The organism is Streptomyces sp. NPDC086835 (genome assembly GCF_044745705.1).
Lineage (GTDB): Bacteria > Actinomycetota > Actinomycetes > Streptomycetales > Streptomycetaceae > Streptomyces.
In genome coordinates this window covers 141469-157598 of record NZ_JBIVAU010000002.1, presented here as the reverse complement: position 1 = coordinate 157598, position 16130 = coordinate 141469, and the positions used below count along the sequence as shown (strand labels likewise).

Genomic DNA, 16130 nt, shown 5'->3' with positions numbered 1-16130 from the left:
TGAGCTGTCAGGTCCTGTCAGGTCCCGGGTGTGCGGAGCCTCAGAGGCTGACGCCGACCGTGACCGGCTCGTTGACCAGCGTCACGCCGAACGCGTCGCGCACGCCGTCCACCACCTCGCGTGCCAGGGCCAGCAGATCCTCCGTCGTGGCCTGACCGCGGTTGGTCAGCGCGAGCGTGTGCTTGGTGGAGATGCGTGCGGGCCCGGAGCCGTAGCCCTTGGTGAATCCGGCCTTGTCGATCAACCAGGCGGCCGACGTCTTGGTGTGCCCGTCGCCCGCCGGGTAGGCGGGCGGGGCGACGCCGTCGCCGAGCCGGTCGCGCACGCGGGCCAGGAAGGTCTCGTACTCGGCGGCGGTGAGGATCGGGTTGGTGAAGAAGGAGCCGGCCGACCAGGTGTCGTGGTCGTCGGCGTCGAGCACCATGCCCTTGCCCGCGCGCAGGGCGAGCACGGTCTCACGGGCGGCGGCGGCCGGGACCCGGTCGCCGACCTCGATCCCGAGGGCACGGGCGGTCTCGGCGTACTTCACGGGCGCGGACAGGCCGCCGGCGTCCTCGAGCTCGAAACGGACGCGCAGCACGACATAGCGGTCGGGTTCCTGCTTGAAGCGGCTGTTGCGGTAGGAGAAGCCGCACGCGGCGTTGGGCAGGACCACCGTCTCGCCGCTGCGGCGGTCGTACGCGACGACCTCCGTGATCGTCGACGAGACCTCCTGGCCGTAGGCGCCGACGTTCTGGATCGGGGTCGCGCCCGCGGAGCCGGGGATGCCGGCCAGGCACTCGACGCCGCCGAGCCCCGCTTCCACGGTGCGGGCGACGGCGTCGGACCAGGTCTCCCCCGCGGCCAGTTCCAGGCGCGTCCCGTCGAGGTCGAAGCCGCTGGTCGCGATGCGCAGTGCGGTGCCGTCGAAGCCCTTGTCGCCGATGACGAGGTTGCTGCCGCCGCCGATGATCAGCAGCGGCGTACCGGCCTCGTCCGCCTCGCGCACGGCGGCGATCACCTCGTCGTCGGTGGTGGCGACCACGAGGCGGGTCGCGGGGCCGCCGAGCCGGAAGGTGGTCAGGGGGGCGAGGGGGGCATCGTGAAGTTCCTGCACGGGGACAAGAGTACGGTCCGTGGCCCCGGCGTCCCGGCGGGGCCACGGACCGTACGGGTACGCGGGCTCAGACCGCGACGGGTGTGCGGTCGCCGTCCGTGGTCCCGGCCGGGGAGCCGGACAGTGTGCCGTCCGGCCTGGTACGCCCGCCGGGGATCAGCAGGGCCACCAGGGCGGCGACGGCCAGGGCCCCCGCGCCGATCCACACCGCGGGGACCGTGCCGTCGGAGAAGGCCTGCGGCGACTCGTAGCCGCCCTGGGCCGCGAAGACCGCGCCGAGCACCGCGATACCGAGCGCGCCGCCGACCTCCCGGAGGGCGTTGTTCGCGCCTGAGGCGATGCCCTGCTCCGACGGGCGGACGCTGGACATGACCACACTGGCGGCGGGCGCGAAGTACAGAGCCATGCCGACGCCGCTGATGACGAGTGCGGGCAGCTGGGCCGCGTAGGAGACACCGGGCTCGAGCACCAGCGCGAAGAGCGCGAGGCCGATGGCCTGGAGCGCCAGGCCGGCGGTGACGACCGGGCGCCCGCCGATCCGGTCGGACAGGAGACCCGCGACGGGTGCGACGAGCAGCGACATGCCGGTCCAGGGCAGCATCCGCAGCCCGGCCTCGGTGGGCGAGTAGCCGGCCACACCCTGGAGGAACTGGCTCAGCAGGAAGATCGAGCCGAACATGCCGAGGAACATCAGCAGGCTCGCGACGTTGATCCCGAAGAAGGCCCGGCTGCGGAAGAGACGCATCGGCAGCATGGGCTTCTTCGCGACGGAGCCGTACCGGGCGAAGGCGACCAGGAGCACGGTGCCCGCGATCAGGCAGAACAGGATCCGGGGGCTGGTCCAGCCGTCGGCGTTGCCGTTGACCAGCGCGTAGACGATGCCGAACAGGCCTCCGCTGACGAGCAGGGTGCCGGGGACGTCGAGCCGGGCGTCCGGGGCGTAGGACTCGCTCAGGCGCAGGCGGGCGAGCGGCAGCAGGAGAAGTCCGATCGGGACGTTCAGCCAGAAGATCCACTGCCATGAGATGTGCTCGGTGAGAGAGCCGCCGATCAGCGGGCCGGTGGCGACGGCCACACCGGTCACGGCGCTGAAGATGCCCAGCACGGCCCCGCGGCGGGCGGCCGGGACGGCGGCGGTGAGCAGCGTCAGCGTGAGCGGCATCATGATCGCCGCGCCGACGCCCTGTACGGCGCGGGCGGCGATGAGGGCGTCTATGCCGGACGCGAGCGCGGCCGCGGCGGACGCGCCGGTGAAGATCGCCAGGCCGGTGATGAACAGCCGGCGACGGCCGAAGCGGTCCCCCAGGGCCGCACCGAACATCAGCAGGACCGCGAAGGTGAGCGTGTAGGCACTCACCGTCCACTCAAGATCTTCCAGGCCGCCGCCCAGGTCCTCGCGGATGGAGGGGAGGGCGGTGGTGACGACGAGGTTGTCGAGTGCCGCCATGAAGCCGGCGACGCTGGTGATGACGAGTGCCCAGACGGCGCCGGTGCGCCGTGCGGGCTGCTGGTGCTGGTGCTGGTTCACTGTGCTCCCCCAGAGGGTTAGTTATCGATGACTAACTTTCACGGGCAAGGGCGTACGCCGACGAGCCGGAACGGGACGCGGAACCGCCTCACTCCTGGACGGGCCGCGCAGCGAGGTAGAAGCCGGACCAGATGCGGTGCTCGGCGGGGAAGCCCATCGAGACGAGGACATTGACGAGCATCCCGTAGGCCAGGAAGGTCGTGGTCTCGTTCACGTCGGCACCGAGATGCAGATGGACGGCGTCCCACAGTTCCACCCAGCCGGCTCGAACCTGCTCGCCGAATTCGTGGTCGCCCGCCGCCTCCGCGGCCGCCACGGCGACGTACATCTGCATCTGCATCAGCAGCTTCTCGGGGTCGTCCGCGATGAGGCGCTGGTACGCGGCGGCCATCGCGCCGAGCGCCTCCTCACCCTCGAGCCCTTCCGCGGCCGAGCTGAAGACACGCCGGGTGTCCTCGAGACACCGGGAGGACGCGGCGAGGAAGATGGCCTGCTTGTTCGGGAAGAGGCGGAAGAGGTACGGCTGCGAGACGCCGACGCGCTTGGCGATGACCTCGGTCGAGGTGCCGTTGTACCCGGCGCGGGAGAATTCGGTGATCGCGGCACGGATCACGCTCTCGCGTCGCTCTTCTGCACTCATCCTGACCATGAAGCGAAGTTATTGGCCAATCACTAACTTGTCAAGGGCGGACGCAGACTTCGCGCCGGATGTGTCCGCACGGGTGCACGCGTAAGGGGCGCCCCCCACGGAGGGGCGCCCCTTACGTCGCTTGCGCCTGCCCAGCTGCGGGCCCTCAGGCGAGCTGCACGACGGCGCGGGACATGCCCAGCACCTTCTGGCCCTCGCTGCTCGCGACCAGGTCCACGCGGACCCGGTTGTCGTCCAGCTTCGCCGCGACCTTGGCGCTGACCTCGATCAGCGCGCCCTTGTCGTCGTTCGGGACGACGACGGGCTTGGTGAAGCGGACGCCGTACTCGACGACCGCGCCCGGGTCGCCCACCCAGTCGGTCACGACCCGGATCGCCTCGGCCATGGTGAACATGCCGTGCGCGATCACGTCCGGCAGCCCGACCTCTGTGGCGAACTTCTCGTTCCAGTGGATCGGGTTGAAGTCGCCGGACGCGCCCGCGTACTGCACCAGCGTGGCGCGCGTCACGGAAAAGGACTGCGCCGGCAGTTCGGCGCCGGCCTCGACGTCCGCATAAGAGATCTTCGCTGCCATCACGCCTCCTCGGCGGCGCGGGCCACCAGCTTCGTCCAAGCGGTCACGACGAGTTCACCGCTCTCGTCGTGCACGTCACCACGCACGTCCAGGATGTCGTTGCCGGCGAGGGACTTGATGGCCTCGATCGTCGAGGTGACCGAGAGCCTGTCGCCCGCCCGTACCGGCCGCGCGTACGCGAACTGCTGCTCGCGGTGCACCACGCGGCTGTAGTCCAGCCCCAACTGCGGGTCCTGGACGACCTGCTCGGCGGCGCTGAAGGTGATCGTGAAGGCGAACGTCGGCGGAGCGATCACATCCGAGTGCCCGAGCGCGCGGGCGGCCTCACGGTCGGTGTAGGCGGGATTCGCGTCCCCCACCGCAGCGGCGAACTCCCGGATCTTCTCCCGGCCCACCTCGTACGGCGCGGTGGGCGGATACGTCCGCCCCACGAACGACTGGTCGAGCGCCATGGACTGGTCCCTCCTGATATTGATCACAACTGAATGCCGGCCACCGGACGAACGGCGGTACGGCAAACGACACGAGGCCGCCCCCAAAGGGGACGGCCTCGTATACGAGCCTTATTCAGCGCGTTTCGCGGTGCGCCGTGTGCGAGTTGCAGCGCGGGCAGTGCTTCTTCATCTCAAGACGGTCCGGGTTGTTACGCCGGTTCTTCTTGGTGATGTAGTTCCGCTCCTTGCACTCCACGCAGGCCAGCGTGATCTTCGGGCGGACGTCGGTGGCAGCCACGTGAGTGCTCCTTGGACGGATAGGACGGATGAACGCATAAAAGAGTAGCCGATCGGAGGACCGACCCCACAATCGGCTACTGTGTGTAGCGGTGACCGGACTTGAACCGGTGACACAGCGATTATGAGCCGCTTGCTCTACCGACTGAGCTACACCGCTGCGATGCAGGGTTCCCTCGCCCGAAGGCGAGGTCACTCGACATCAGAGCCCCAATACGGAATCGAACCGTAGACCTTCTCCTTACCATGGAGACGCTCTGCCGACTGAGCTATTGGGGCGAGCGATGAAGACATTACACGGTCCCTCGCCGATCGCCCAAATCCGTTTCCATGCGCCGGGCCGGCCCTCCTTCCGGCCCGCCCGCACGGCCCGCGGTCCGGCCCCGCGCACCCGCCCTCCGCAGCCCCGCGACGGCACCCCGCCCGTCCCGTACGCCACTTACGACCACGCCGGTACGACTATTGCGCTCCTCCTCGAAGCGCACCGCGAGCGCCCCTACGCTCGACGCACGCTGTGTGATCCTCTCCGGCTCCCACGCGACGGCTCCCACACCGCCCGGGCAGTGTGTGCGACCGCCGTCCGAGCCCGACCCGCCCCACCCAGGAGCGCGATGCCCGACAGCCAGCCGCAGCCGCCCGGCGGCGCCACCGCGGACACCGCCGCGCTGCTGCTCTGCGGCGCGAGGCTCACGGACGGTCGCACGGTCGACGTACGACTCAGCGGCGGCCGCATCGAGGCCGTCGGCACCGCGGGAAGCCTCCCGCCGCACTCCGCCCGGGTGGACCTGACGGGCTTCCTCCTGCTGCCGGCACCCGCCGAACCGCACCTCCACGGCGACACGGCACTCAGCGCGGAGACCCCCGGCCCCGTCTCGTACGACAGCGAGGACGTCCAGCGGCGCGCCACAGAGGCCGCGCTGCTCCAGCTGGGCCACGGGGCGACGGCGCTGCGCTCGCACGTACGGATCGGGGACGTCCAGGGCCTCGGCCCGCTGGAGGCGGTGCTCCAGGCCAGGCGGTCCCTGCGCGGCCTCGCCGATCTGACCGCCGTCGCCGTGCCGAGGCTGCTGACGGGGGTGGCCGGCGCCGACGGCCTGGCCCTCTTGCGGGACGCGCTGAAGATGGGTGCCGGCGTGGTGGGCGGCTGCCCCGACGCGGACCCCGATCCCACCGGATACGTGGAGACGGTCCTGGGGATCGCCGCCGAGTACGGCTGCCCCGTCGACCTGCACACCCACGGTGACGACCCGGCACGGCTGGCGCGCCTCGCGGCCATGGCCGGCGGGCTGCGGCCCGGCGTCACCGTCGGGCCCTGCGCCGGGCTCGCCCGGCTGCCCAGGGACATCGCCTCCCGGACCGCGGACCAGCTGGCGGCGGCCGGCGTCACCGTCGTCTCCCTGCCGCAGGGCGGCTGCTCCGGCGTCGAACAGCGCGGCAACGCACCGGTCCGGCTGCTGCGGGCGGCGGGCGTGCGCGTCGCCGCGGGCAGCGGGGCGCTGCGGGACGTGTGCAACCCGGTGGGCCGCGGGGATCCGCTGGAGGCCGCGTATCTCCTGTCGTCGCAGGCGGGGATGCGGCCCTCGGACGCCTACGGCTGTGTCGCCGGCACGGCGCGGGAGGTGATGGGACTGCCCCCGGTACGGGTCGAGGCCGGCTTCCCCGCGGAACTGCTCGCGGTGCGCGGGGAACGGATCTCGGGCGTGCTGTCGCTCGCGTACAGCCGGATCGTCATCCACCGCGGACGGGTGGTCGCCCGCACGAGCGCGGTGCGCGAGTACTGCGACTCCGCGGCGGCCGTCGCCCTCGAACTGCCGCGCCAGGGGCGGCCGGACCCGGGGCCTTGAGAGGGTCCACCCGCGGTACGGCCGGGGCACCGAAGCGGAGGCGGGTGCGCGTTCCGGCCATCGCGGGGCGTGTCCCCTTGCGGTCCCTGCGCATGCTCGGTGCTTCGGACGTAACGTCGTATGCATGCGCATTGTCATCGCAGGAGGACACGGTCAGATCGCGCTCCGTCTCGAGCGGCTGCTCTCCGCCGGCGGACACGAGGTCGCGGGCATCATCCGCGATCCGAAGCAGGGGGACGACCTGCGGGCCGTCGGCGCCGAACCGGTGTTCCTCGATCTGGAAACGGCCTCGGTGGAACAGGTCGCGGCCGTGCTTCAGGGCGCGGACGCCGCCGTGTTCGCCGCGGGAGCGGGCCCCGGCAGCGGCACCGAGCGGAAGGACACGGTCGATCGCGGCGCGGCTGTGCTCTTCGCCGACGCGGCCGAACGGACGGGCGTACGGCGGTACATCGTCGTCTCCTCCATGGGCGCCGACGCCGAGCACAAGGGTGACGACGTCTTCGACGCCTACCTGCGGGCGAAGGGCGCGGCGGACGACTACGTACGGTCCCGCCCGGGTCTGGAGTGGACGATCCTGCGGCCCGGCACGCTGACCAACGACGCGGGTAACGGCCTGGTGCGGCTGGAGGTCTCGACGGGACGCGGCATGGTCCCGCGGGACGATGTGGCGGCGGTGCTCGCGGAGATGGTGGAGACACCGGCCACCGCGGGACTGACGCTGGAACTGGTCAGTGGTTCGACGCCCGTCACCGTCGCGGTGAAGGACATCGCGGGGAACTGACCGAGTCGCCGCCGGCCGGACGTTCGCCGGATCCCCCGCCTGAATCCCCGTCGTGGGTCCATGTGAGGAACCCCACGGCGGACCACGCGATGAACCCCGCGATGAATCCCCGTTGCCCAGAGGGTCCTTGAGGTCATGAGCAATCACACACAGGAAGTCCGGCCGGTGGTCGTGGAGCGCGGCGAACAGCTCTACGCCTACGTCCGCGGCTCCGTACGCATGGACGCGTTCGCCCTGATCGCCGACCGGCTGCCCGAACTCATCAACTGGCTTGCGGGCAACGGCGCGGAGTTCGCCGGAGCGCCGTTCTTCCGTTTCAACACCATCGACGTGGACGGTGAGTCGGTCGTCGAGGCCGGCATGCCCGTCGTCTCCGCCCCGGAGCCCGAGGGAGACATCGGCGTGGCCGTCCTGCCCCCCGGCCGCTACGCGACGGTCACCCACGTCGGTCACCCGGACCAGCTGGCCGGTGTCGTCACGGCGATGCACGAGTGGGCGGGGCGGGAAGGCCTCGAGTGGGACATGACGATGGTCGACGGGGTCGAGCACTGGGCGTGCCGGACGGAGACGTACAAGACGGATCCCCGGGTGGAGCCGGACATGTCCAAGTGGGAGATCGAGCTGGCGTTCCGCCTGGCCGACTGACGGGCGCGGTCGCCCGCACGACGACGGCCCCCGGCTCGTACGCGCCGCCCCGCCTCGGGCGGTCTGGCCTACGGGGCGGCGGCACCACGGGGGTCGTCGCGGCCGTCCTGAGGTAGGCCAGTAGGTGGCGCGGGGCGCCGAGGCTTGTGGTGCGGGGGCGGGAGGGAGGCTTGCGGGGCGGGGCGCCGAGGTCCACGGCAGTGCTGCCAGAGGCGGGCGGGCCTTGTTCGGCAGCTTGGACGACGATGGCCCCTGGCCTGCGTTTCCGCAGATCAGGGGCCATCTCTTCGCGTGGCGGCGCCAGGATTCGAACCTGGGTAGGCTAAGCCGACGGATTTACAGACTCCTGCTGCTCGCGCGCCCGCACCGCTTCTGACCTGGGGCGGAGCTAGCAGCGCACTGGGGGCGCGGACCTGCCGTCCACGTCTCGTCCACGGCGGGCTCGCAGAGGCACTAGAGGAGTCGCCTCCGGCGACACGACCCGGTGGTGCGGCTGCGCCGACATGCTGCAACACCGGTGCTGGTGTTGCAGCCGTCTTTGACCGGACAGCCCGGACACCTGTTCTCGGAGCTGTCCGGCCCATATCCGCTGGTCAGAGTCTTAGCCGGACAGTCGGACAGCTGGGACACCTCCTTACAGAAGGCCCGCCCAATGGCTTCGACTACACCGCGCTGTATTGATGCGACCGCCCGCCCCGCCAGTCAAGCATCCACGAAGCACGGCCGCGGACGCCAACGCCGACAACATGACGATGCGCTGCGGTGTCTATGTCCCTTCCGCGGTAGTGGCCTACGAAACCCGAAACCACGCCACCAACCTGGCACACGCGAGGGAAAGCGGCATTATCGCGACGACGACCGCAGGTACCTTGGCGTTGCCTGGGCCCAGAATTTCTCGCACTCCACGGCGACACGTTTGGCGGCCGGCTCCTATGTGCAAGTGACGCGCATTGGGTGAGCGAGTACACCAAATAAGGGTTTCACGGTATGCGATCGATGACGCCCAGCGCCGTCAGGTAGCTGTGAGACATGTCGTCAACGGTTCCCTGGGCTGTGTGTTTCCAGCGGACTTTTCCGTTCAAAGGGTCTAGCGCGGTTACGACATTACCGTCCGCAATGAGGATGGCGCCTTCAATCAGCACCGGTTTGGGGCTCTCTGAAGACGGTGTATTGAATTTCCACAGAGCCATTCCGCTGCTAGGCCATACAGCGGTGATCTCTGACCCGAATAGATAGAGGAGACCGAGAGCTTTTCCATGGCTATGCATGTAGGCTGAATGGCTGGCGCCTTCTCCTTGCCTCCATAGCTCCGCCCCGGTGCTCTTGGAGAATGCGCGCGCGCCTTCACTGCTCGGTACGTAGAGCGTTCCGCTGTTTTCTGTTGGGCGGCCGGATTCTGTGATCCTTTGGGTCCACAAGTCCTCTCCCGTGTGCACATCAAGGGAATGCAGGCCCCGCGAATCAGAGACAAGCAAGGAGGTCTCCGTCAGGAGCGCATCTTGAGCGTTCAGCCCTTCGGATGCGCGATTCCATCGCTGCTTGCCGGTCCTGCCATCCAGCGCACTCAGGCTGTTATCTCCGGCGATGTACAGGATTCCCTTTGCAGCGAACAATTCTTCACCGTCGGCCGTATCCTCCTCCCATTTTAGCGAGCCCGTGGCTAGGTTCGTAGCCATTACTGAAGTTCCGTCTGTGCTGAACAGCGTGTTGGCTTCTATCGCGTGCGTACGAAACCACCCGTCAACAAACCACTTCGCTTCCCCTGTCTGCTCATCAAGGGCGCAGACCCGTTCGCCGTTATCCACCAAGACCGTGTCGGAGGCAGCCCCGATAGGGGTGCCCACGCATTGTCGCTCTGTGGCGCTCCAGATTTCATCACCACTTGTTGCGTCGAGGGCGTAGAATCCGCTGGTTCGCCTCCCCGTTGCGAGTACGTAGATACGCAAACCCATGGTCTTGTGGCTGACTCGAAGAGTTCCAGGGGGATGGAAAGTCCATAGCTCCTTTCCGGTGGCTGGGTCCAAGGCGTTTAAGAACCCCGCATTGTCCGCCACATGGAATCTGTCGTCTGGGTTGGTCTTGGATAGCGCGGGACCGGTCCTTCGTTGGGTGGGTTTATCCCCCTCTAAGGGTCGATAAATATTTAGAGCGATAAACCCTCCAGCGATCAGCACAGCTAGCACGATGAGGAGTACGCCGAGGCTGAAACTTATGCCGAAAAAGTTGATCTGCCGCCCGGAACCGACGAAGACAGCGGCGTTTCCGTAGAAACTTGAACCCTTGAGGGAGTAACTGTGTTCGGGGTCGCGTTTACCCTTTACTTCCTCGCTCATTCGTCGCGTTGTTTCCAATGGTTCGTCTGAGAGTTTCCGTTGCCTATCATGAAAGAGGTCCGGTCGTGAAACTCGTTGTCGCGCACGACATTCGTGGCCTCTCCCTGAGGCCTGCTTTCCGTCCCAGGCGAAGGGCTGTCCGGGGCTGTTGACGAACGTGTGCCTTCGGTGTGGCGCCGAGAGAACCCTAGGTATATGGAGATCGCCAGGCCGATCGTGCCCATGAAGAAACCAAGGACGCTAGCTACCTTGTCTGCATCCTCCAAGCCGACGCGTATGAAGTACGCGCCCACACTGACCAAGCCCAGTGCAGTAGCTGATCCGCCCCAGAACCACCATCGCCGATGCGTCGCCATGTCGCCATGATGAAGCTTGAGTGGCCAAATGTCTGCACTAGTAGCTGAATGATCATCACAGGGTCCTGCTCGGGGGCGACTTCGCCCCAAGGTGATCTGGCACATCACCTGGGACAGAAACGCCACCGCGGCCAAGCCGGCCGACCTGGTTCCCTTCGAGAACCATGTTCGGTACTTCACCGGCGCGGGACGGCCTCCGCGCCGCATCTGCTCTGGGACCCGTTGACCGGCCGGATCGCCCAGTTCCATCCCGCACCTCGCGCAACAAGAGCGTCGTGGACACGCCCGGAGGCACCCGTACGAACCCCGGTAGTGAAGCTCTCTGCTTGACGAAGCGCTTGAGGTCAAGGACACCAAGGGCATGGCCGATCACCGCGCGGTGCGGCGGGCGCTCTACAGCTGGGCGTTCAACGTCAAGCGCTGGGATGAGGAACTGCCGGCCGACGTGAAGAGCATCCTCGCGTGGATCGAGCGAAAGTCCGTTCCGACGTCGTCCCTCTCGGATCGGCTGCTCGTACGCAAGGCCCTGGACGCCTGTGCCAGGCGTCTCGATGGAAAGGCGGCTGCGGGCACTTTCATCGCCAGAAAGCGAGCCATCTTCCATCCGGCGCTCGGGCTCGCCGTCGATGCCGAGCTGCTTACGGAGAACCCGCTTCCGTCGGTTCGCTGGAGCTCCCGAGCGTGTGGAAGAGGAGGTGGACCCGGAGTGCGTGCCGGACCCGGCTCAGGCAGCGGCGCTGCTGTGCGCCGTCCGGGCACAAGGTGCACGAGGTCGGCACCTGGAGGCGTTCTTCGGGTGCATCTACTACGCAGCATCTCGCCCCGGCGAGACGGTCGGGCTGAAACTGCGGGACTGTGAACTCCCCCGCCGGGGCTGGGGAATGCTGCGTCTGCGGGAGAGCCGGGCTCGCTCGGGCACGGCCTGGACGGACAGCGGAGAGGCACACGACCAGCGCGGGCTCAAGCATCGGTCACGCAAGGCGGTTCGGTACGTGCCCATTCCGCCTGAGCTGGTCGCGCTGCTGCGCTGGCACGTCGTCCGCTTCGGCACCGAACCCGACGGACGCATGTTCCGTACGGCCCGCGGCGGCATGGTGCAGGAGAGCGGCTACGGCGAAGTCTGGGCCCGCGCTCGCGGCGACGTCCTGTCGCCCGGCGAGCTCGCTTCGAAGCTGGCCAAGCGCCCGTATGACCTTCGCCACGCAGCGGTCTCGACTTGACTCAGCTCCAGTGTGGAGCCACAGCTCGTAGCCGAGCGCGCCGGCCACAGCGTCGCGGTGCTGTTCCGGGTGTACGCGAAGTTCCTCAAGGGCGGCGACCATGCAGCCAATGCCAAAATCTCTGCCCGCTTGCGCCAGCACAACGCCCAGCACGGATAGTGCGGCGGCCCACGCATGAGCATGGCGGCTCCTGATTGCCTCCCGCGGTCAGGAGCCGCCTGTCCACGGAGACGGCGTGGGGCCGATGGGGATTCTTGAAAACGGCTGTGGCGGACATTTCGTGACGGCCAGGAGCTGCTCGCCGAAGCGTACGAGCACCGCCGCGCCGCCTTGGAGGGCCTGTTTTGCGAGTGTGGGCTGACGCCGCCGTGGACGCTGTGCCCGATGACGACCGATCCGGTTGTCGCCCAGGAGTGGCTGACCTCCTGGATGGAAGTTCCAGGCGTGGAGGGTCTCGTCATCAAGGGCATGAGGCAGCGCTACCTGCCGGGTGCCAGAGGCTGGTTCAAGGTCCGCCGCCGTGAGACCACCGAGGCGATTGTCGACCTGGTGCGCGAGGACACGGTGCCGCTGAAGCCGGACTCTGCCGACGTCCAGGCCATGATGGCCCTGGAAGCGGGAGCACTGGCAGATGCCGTTGCCCGCCTGAGCCTGCTGCCGCGGTGCTCCTGGCTCCTGATCGCCTCGAACATCGACTGTCTCGTCGAGGCGGTCGGCCAAGAGACCGCCGACCGCCTCGCTGCCGTCGCCGAGCAGGCTGAACTCGCCCCGCGACCCCACCCGAACGTGCGCTGGTAGCAGCTGGCCGCCAGCACCAACAAGCGAGTGCCGAGCCCCGCCCAGCTGGACTACGCTGCGCGCTGTCGCCAGGGCGGAGGAAGGCGGACTGTGGCCAAGCGTACGAACGGTTCCGAGAAGAACCGCAAGGAGCCGCAGTCCGGCGTTGCGCGCCGGCTGTGGGCGTTCTCGGGCAACGAATGCGCCTGGGGCGACCCGCACTGCTCAACGCGCCTGGTCACGAAGGAGGGCGCCTGGATCGGCAAGATCGCCCACATCATCGGCGCCGAGCCCGGCAGCACCCGCACGAGGCATGGGACGGCACGGACGTCGAACATCTGCGGGACTTCGACAACCTGATGCTGCTGTGCGGAGTGCACCACGACCTTGACGCCTCCGCGGGGTCGTCCGCCGGACTCTGCGCACGTCAAGCGTTGCCGATGGGCATGGCGGGTCGGGGCAACGCTGGAGGAACAAGCAGAACCAGGGTCGGCTATCGATAGCGAGCCTGGAGCAGGGACTTCGCAAGTCCGATGCCGCCTCCGGGATACCAGTGACCGACCGGCCGTTCCTGGAAGTACGAGAACCGTCTTCCGGTCGCCTCCGCCCATGTCGGCAGCGCATCACTGCCGTGCGAGTTGTCACTGAGGACGACCGCCCGTTCACTGAGAAGTGGTGCCACAGCCTGGTACTCCGCGAATTCGTGTGTACGGGTGTGGCAACTATCGTGCAGGAAGAAGTCCACCGGGCGCGGCAACTTCGGGATGGCCTGGAGAGAGTCGGCAATGGTCAGCGTTGTGACCGTCGCGTATTCGCGCTGAATGAGGTAACCGGCGTTCGGGTTCACGTCCATCGTGGTGAGTCGGCCCTCTCCGTTGCGCAGGAGTGCGGCTGCGAGTACCACAGCGCCGAGCCCCTTGTCCGTGCCGGTCTCCACGACATGCAGGGGCCGCAGCGCACGGACGAGGGCGTACCAACCGAGCCGCTTGTGCAGACGTACCTCGGTGTCGGCCAGTCGGCGTCGGCTGCTGTCGAGAGTGGCGGCCTGGACATGGCGCTTCAACTGCTCGTCGTCCTCGGCCTCAGCCATGTACTTGCGGGCGTCGGTCACATGTACGTCGGCCACATCCGCGACCCACCAGGCAAGGTGCTCCAGATTCAGCGGCTCAAGATGGAAGGTGTAGTTGGTGTGCTCGCGAGAACGGACGAGCCAGCGACCGGACAGCGCCAGGATCCGAGCATCAAAACGCGCGACATGAGCGGCCCGAAACGGAAATGCAGCAAGGCGTGCAAATCTGGAATTTGCCACACTTCTTGAGAAAGAAGACACAGAGGCACCTTAGCTACTGAAGTTGAATGGGTGGTGTCGGCCTGACCGTGGATGCTCCTGTGGTTGTCAAGCCACTGGAGTGAGGCTGCTTTGAGTGATTCGTCCCGGCTGGTCATAGTATTCCTTGCGAGCGACGAACCGTTTGAGGCAGCGCATGATGTCCTTCTTGGACAACCCTTCCTTGGTCCGGCGTTCGACGTAGGCGCGAGGGTGAGGATGGGGCGGGGCGGGTGCGCGTCGCTCACCAGACACGAAGAGGCCCCGCGGAACAGCGCCCGCGGGACACTCGCACGTAACGGCTAACCTGCCCCCTTCCCGGTACTGCGCCCCTGAATGGCGGTCAGCCATCCCGCCGCACGCTGGAGGACGTACAGCCCGCAACCGCCGGGAGGCCACCACGCCGGACTGGCCACCGCAGCAGCCGCGGCCCGAGCCAGAACCACGGCGTCACAGACCACGCGCCGTCAAGGTTGCGCTGGCCATCCTGGGCGGCCTCGCAATCCTGTTCATCGGCGTAGGCATCGGACTCGCGGGGCAGGACGAGGAACCCGATGGGGGCGAACCTGATGAGGCTCGTTGAATTTCAGATATCGCCATCAGGGGCGAGCGGAACCTAGATCGACTCGAAGCTAGGGACCGCCGGTCCGATGCTGCCGTCCTCGTCCATGAACTCAGGGGTCCTGGGTGAACCGCAGAACGAAGTCGGTGAAGGTGCCGTCGAAGGTGACGCAGCCGGACTCGTGAGCAGCGGTGACGATCTTCCACTGATCAGGATGCGGATCACAGGGCAGAAAGAAATGCTCGTCTCCGCCTTGGTCGCAACTCCAGTAGATGGGCCCCCGCGCTCAGGGTGAATCGGGTACAGGAAGTCTTCGGGACTGCTCCGGCGAGATTCGTCGGCCCGCTCATGCTTCTCGCGCATGCGCTGCAAGTGGGGTGAGGCCCTGCGGGTGAAAGAGCACGAGCTCGTCGGATACGACGCCTGCCCCTTAGGCATCCATGAACGCCTTGAAGTCGCTAGGCAGCGGCGACCACACGTAGCTCTCCACGTCTGCCCAGTCGTCCGGCGAGCACACACGCGGGATAGCTGGGCCGAGCAGCTGCTTCAACTCGTCAATCGCTGCCATCTGCGCGCCCCCATTGACGTTCTCCGCTGGATGCAGCTCAACGTAGCGGCGGCGAAGCCTCTACCTGCAGGTGAGTGCTCGATAGCCGTCCACGCCCCGTCCACAACAGCTGGTAGAGAGCGTGCACGAACGAGACACAGGGAGACAGCCAGCCCTGTCGACGGCCCGACGACGATGGCCCCTGGCCTGCGTTTCCGCAGATCAGGGGCCATCTCTTCGCGTGGCGGCGCCAGGATTCGAACCTGGGTAGGCTAAGCCGACGGATTTACAGTCCGCTCCCATTGGCCACTCGGGCACACCGCCATGGGATGTCACCTGTGGAGGAACCGCTGTGGGGCGGTGCTCCGTGGCAACGACGTAAACGATACCTGATGCACCGGGGTGCTTCGCCACCGGATTGATCAGCGCCGGGGGCGGGTGCGGGTGGCTAGGCTTGACCGCGCGGTTCGGGGTGATCCGGCCGCACCCCACTCACCCGATACAAGGAGCCACAGGACATGGCCGACTCCAGTTTCGACATCGTCTCGAAGGTCGAGCGGCAGGAGGTCGACAACGCCCTCAACCAGGCCGCCAAGGAGATCTCGCAGCGCTACGACTTCAAGAACGTCGGTGCCTCGATCTCCTGGTCCGGCGAGAAGATCCTGATGCAGGCGAACTCCGAGGACCGCGTCAACGCGATCCTGGACGTCTTCCAGACCAAGCTGGTGAAGCGCGGCATCTCGCTGAAGGCGCTGGACGCCGGCGAGCCGCAGCTCTCCGGCAAGGAGTACAAGATCTTCGCCTCGATCGAGGAGGGCATCTCGCAGGAGAACGCCAAGAAGGTCGCGAAGATCATCCGCGACGAGGGTCCGAAGGGTGTCAAGGCGCAGGTCCAGGGCGACGAGCTGCGGGTCAGCTCGAAGAGCCGGGACGATCTGCAGGCCGTGCAGGCGCTGCTCAAGGGGCAGGACTTCGACTTCGCGCTGCAGTTCGTGAACTACCGCTGACGTCTGCGGGCGCGCCGGGGCGACCGGGGGCGGGGCGGCCCCGCCCCGCCCCCCCCCCCCCCCGCCCCCGGGGGGGCGGCCCGCGGCCCGCCCCCCCCCCCAAAAACCGCGGGTTTTAACAAAAACCCCCCCACCCGCGGGCCCCGGGGGGCC

Annotated in this window: 15 protein-coding genes and 3 tRNA genes; 7 read left to right on the top strand and 11 right to left on the bottom strand. The window is 67.7% G+C overall.

Annotated features, from left to right (window positions below):
- Nucleotides 1-40 precede the first annotated feature (40 nt).
- The 8 genes from ACIPJI_RS06820 to ACIPJI_RS06785 all read right to left on the bottom strand — a co-directional run bounded on the left by ACIPJI_RS06820 (nucleotide 41) and on the right by ACIPJI_RS06785 (nucleotide 4857).
- The gene (locus ACIPJI_RS06820; RefSeq protein ID WP_307707783.1) at nucleotides 41-1096 is read right to left on the bottom strand and encodes a UDP-N-acetylmuramate dehydrogenase; all 1056 of its coding nucleotides are present in this window, start codon (nucleotides 1094-1096) and stop codon (nucleotides 41-43) included.
- A gap of 67 nt (nucleotides 1097-1163) precedes the next feature.
- Nucleotides 1164-2543: an MFS transporter gene (locus tag ACIPJI_RS06815; RefSeq protein WP_402245769.1), complete on the bottom strand. Its 1380-nt coding sequence runs from the start codon at nucleotides 2541-2543 to the stop codon at nucleotides 1164-1166.
- A 169-nt stretch (nucleotides 2544-2712) separates the two neighbouring features.
- Nucleotides 2713-3273, bottom strand: coding sequence for a TetR/AcrR family transcriptional regulator (locus ACIPJI_RS06810; protein ID WP_356620542.1), 561 nt, complete (start codon nucleotides 3271-3273; stop codon nucleotides 2713-2715).
- Between the two features lie 145 nt (nucleotides 3274-3418).
- Nucleotides 3419-3847 (bottom strand): MaoC family dehydratase, encoded by a 429-nt coding sequence (locus tag ACIPJI_RS06805; protein ID WP_402244887.1) that lies wholly within the window; start codon nucleotides 3845-3847, stop codon nucleotides 3419-3421.
- The gene (locus tag ACIPJI_RS06800; RefSeq protein WP_159688618.1) at nucleotides 3847-4299 is read right to left on the bottom strand and encodes a MaoC family dehydratase N-terminal domain-containing protein; all 453 of its coding nucleotides are present in this window, start codon (nucleotides 4297-4299) and stop codon (nucleotides 3847-3849) included. The genes ACIPJI_RS06805 and ACIPJI_RS06800 overlap by 1 nt, the downstream gene beginning before the upstream one ends.
- Before the next feature lie 115 nt (nucleotides 4300-4414).
- Nucleotides 4415-4579 carry a 50S ribosomal protein L33 gene (gene rpmG / locus ACIPJI_RS06795; protein WP_003956487.1) on the bottom strand — a complete coding sequence of 55 codons (165 nt, stop codon included), beginning with the start codon at nucleotides 4577-4579 and terminating at the stop codon, nucleotides 4415-4417.
- A gap of 86 nt (nucleotides 4580-4665) precedes the next feature.
- Nucleotides 4666-4738 (bottom strand) — tRNA-Met (locus tag ACIPJI_RS06790).
- A 46-nt stretch (nucleotides 4739-4784) separates the two neighbouring features.
- A tRNA-Thr gene (locus tag ACIPJI_RS06785) sits at nucleotides 4785-4857 on the bottom strand.
- 332 nt (nucleotides 4858-5189) lie between these two features.
- Between ACIPJI_RS06785 and ACIPJI_RS06780 the strand changes: the two genes are divergently transcribed.
- The 3 genes from ACIPJI_RS06780 to ACIPJI_RS06770 all read left to right on the top strand — a co-directional run bounded on the left by ACIPJI_RS06780 (nucleotide 5190) and on the right by ACIPJI_RS06770 (nucleotide 7848).
- Nucleotides 5190-6422 carry an amidohydrolase family protein gene (locus ACIPJI_RS06780; RefSeq protein ID WP_307707779.1) on the top strand — a complete coding sequence of 411 codons (1233 nt, stop codon included), beginning with the start codon at nucleotides 5190-5192 and terminating at the stop codon, nucleotides 6420-6422.
- Nucleotides 6423-6546: 124 nt separating this feature from the next.
- On the top strand, nucleotides 6547-7203 hold the full coding sequence (locus ACIPJI_RS06775) for an SDR family oxidoreductase (protein ID WP_307707778.1): 657 nt from the start codon (nucleotides 6547-6549) through the stop codon (nucleotides 7201-7203).
- 135 nt (nucleotides 7204-7338) lie between these two features.
- The gene (locus ACIPJI_RS06770) at nucleotides 7339-7848 is read left to right on the top strand and encodes a GyrI-like domain-containing protein (protein ID WP_402244883.1); all 510 of its coding nucleotides are present in this window, start codon (nucleotides 7339-7341) and stop codon (nucleotides 7846-7848) included.
- A gap of 980 nt (nucleotides 7849-8828) precedes the next feature.
- Here the strand turns inward: ACIPJI_RS06770 and ACIPJI_RS06765 are convergent.
- The gene (locus tag ACIPJI_RS06765) at nucleotides 8829-10181 is read right to left on the bottom strand and encodes a PQQ-binding-like beta-propeller repeat protein (protein WP_402244882.1); all 1353 of its coding nucleotides are present in this window, start codon (nucleotides 10179-10181) and stop codon (nucleotides 8829-8831) included.
- A gap of 1348 nt (nucleotides 10182-11529) precedes the next feature.
- Here ACIPJI_RS06765 and ACIPJI_RS06760 point away from each other — a divergent pair.
- The 3 genes from ACIPJI_RS06760 (at nucleotide 11530) to ACIPJI_RS06750 (ending at nucleotide 12894) form a co-directional block, all read left to right on the top strand.
- Nucleotides 11530-11757, top strand: coding sequence for a hypothetical protein (locus ACIPJI_RS06760; RefSeq protein ID WP_402244880.1), 228 nt, complete (start codon nucleotides 11530-11532; stop codon nucleotides 11755-11757).
- 264 nt (nucleotides 11758-12021) lie between these two features.
- Nucleotides 12022-12555, top strand: coding sequence for a hypothetical protein (locus tag ACIPJI_RS06755; protein WP_402245767.1), 534 nt, complete (start codon nucleotides 12022-12024; stop codon nucleotides 12553-12555).
- Between the two features lie 90 nt (nucleotides 12556-12645).
- Nucleotides 12646-12894, top strand: a complete 249-nt coding sequence (locus ACIPJI_RS06750; protein WP_402244879.1) for a hypothetical protein — start codon at nucleotides 12646-12648, stop codon at nucleotides 12892-12894.
- A 133-nt stretch (nucleotides 12895-13027) separates the two neighbouring features.
- On the opposite strand, the gene ACIPJI_RS06745 is transcribed toward ACIPJI_RS06750, so the two are convergent.
- Entirely contained in the window at nucleotides 13028-13843 is an 816-nt protein-coding gene (locus ACIPJI_RS06745; protein WP_356620537.1) for a class I SAM-dependent methyltransferase, read from the bottom strand.
- Nucleotides 13844-15212: 1369 nt separating this feature from the next.
- Nucleotides 15213-15294, bottom strand: a tRNA-Tyr gene (locus ACIPJI_RS06740).
- A gap of 194 nt (nucleotides 15295-15488) precedes the next feature.
- Here ACIPJI_RS06740 and ACIPJI_RS06735 point away from each other — a divergent pair.
- Nucleotides 15489-15977 (top strand): YajQ family cyclic di-GMP-binding protein, encoded by a 489-nt coding sequence (locus ACIPJI_RS06735; protein WP_189466956.1) that lies wholly within the window; start codon nucleotides 15489-15491, stop codon nucleotides 15975-15977.
- The last annotated feature ends 153 nt before the right edge of the window (nucleotides 15978-16130 follow it).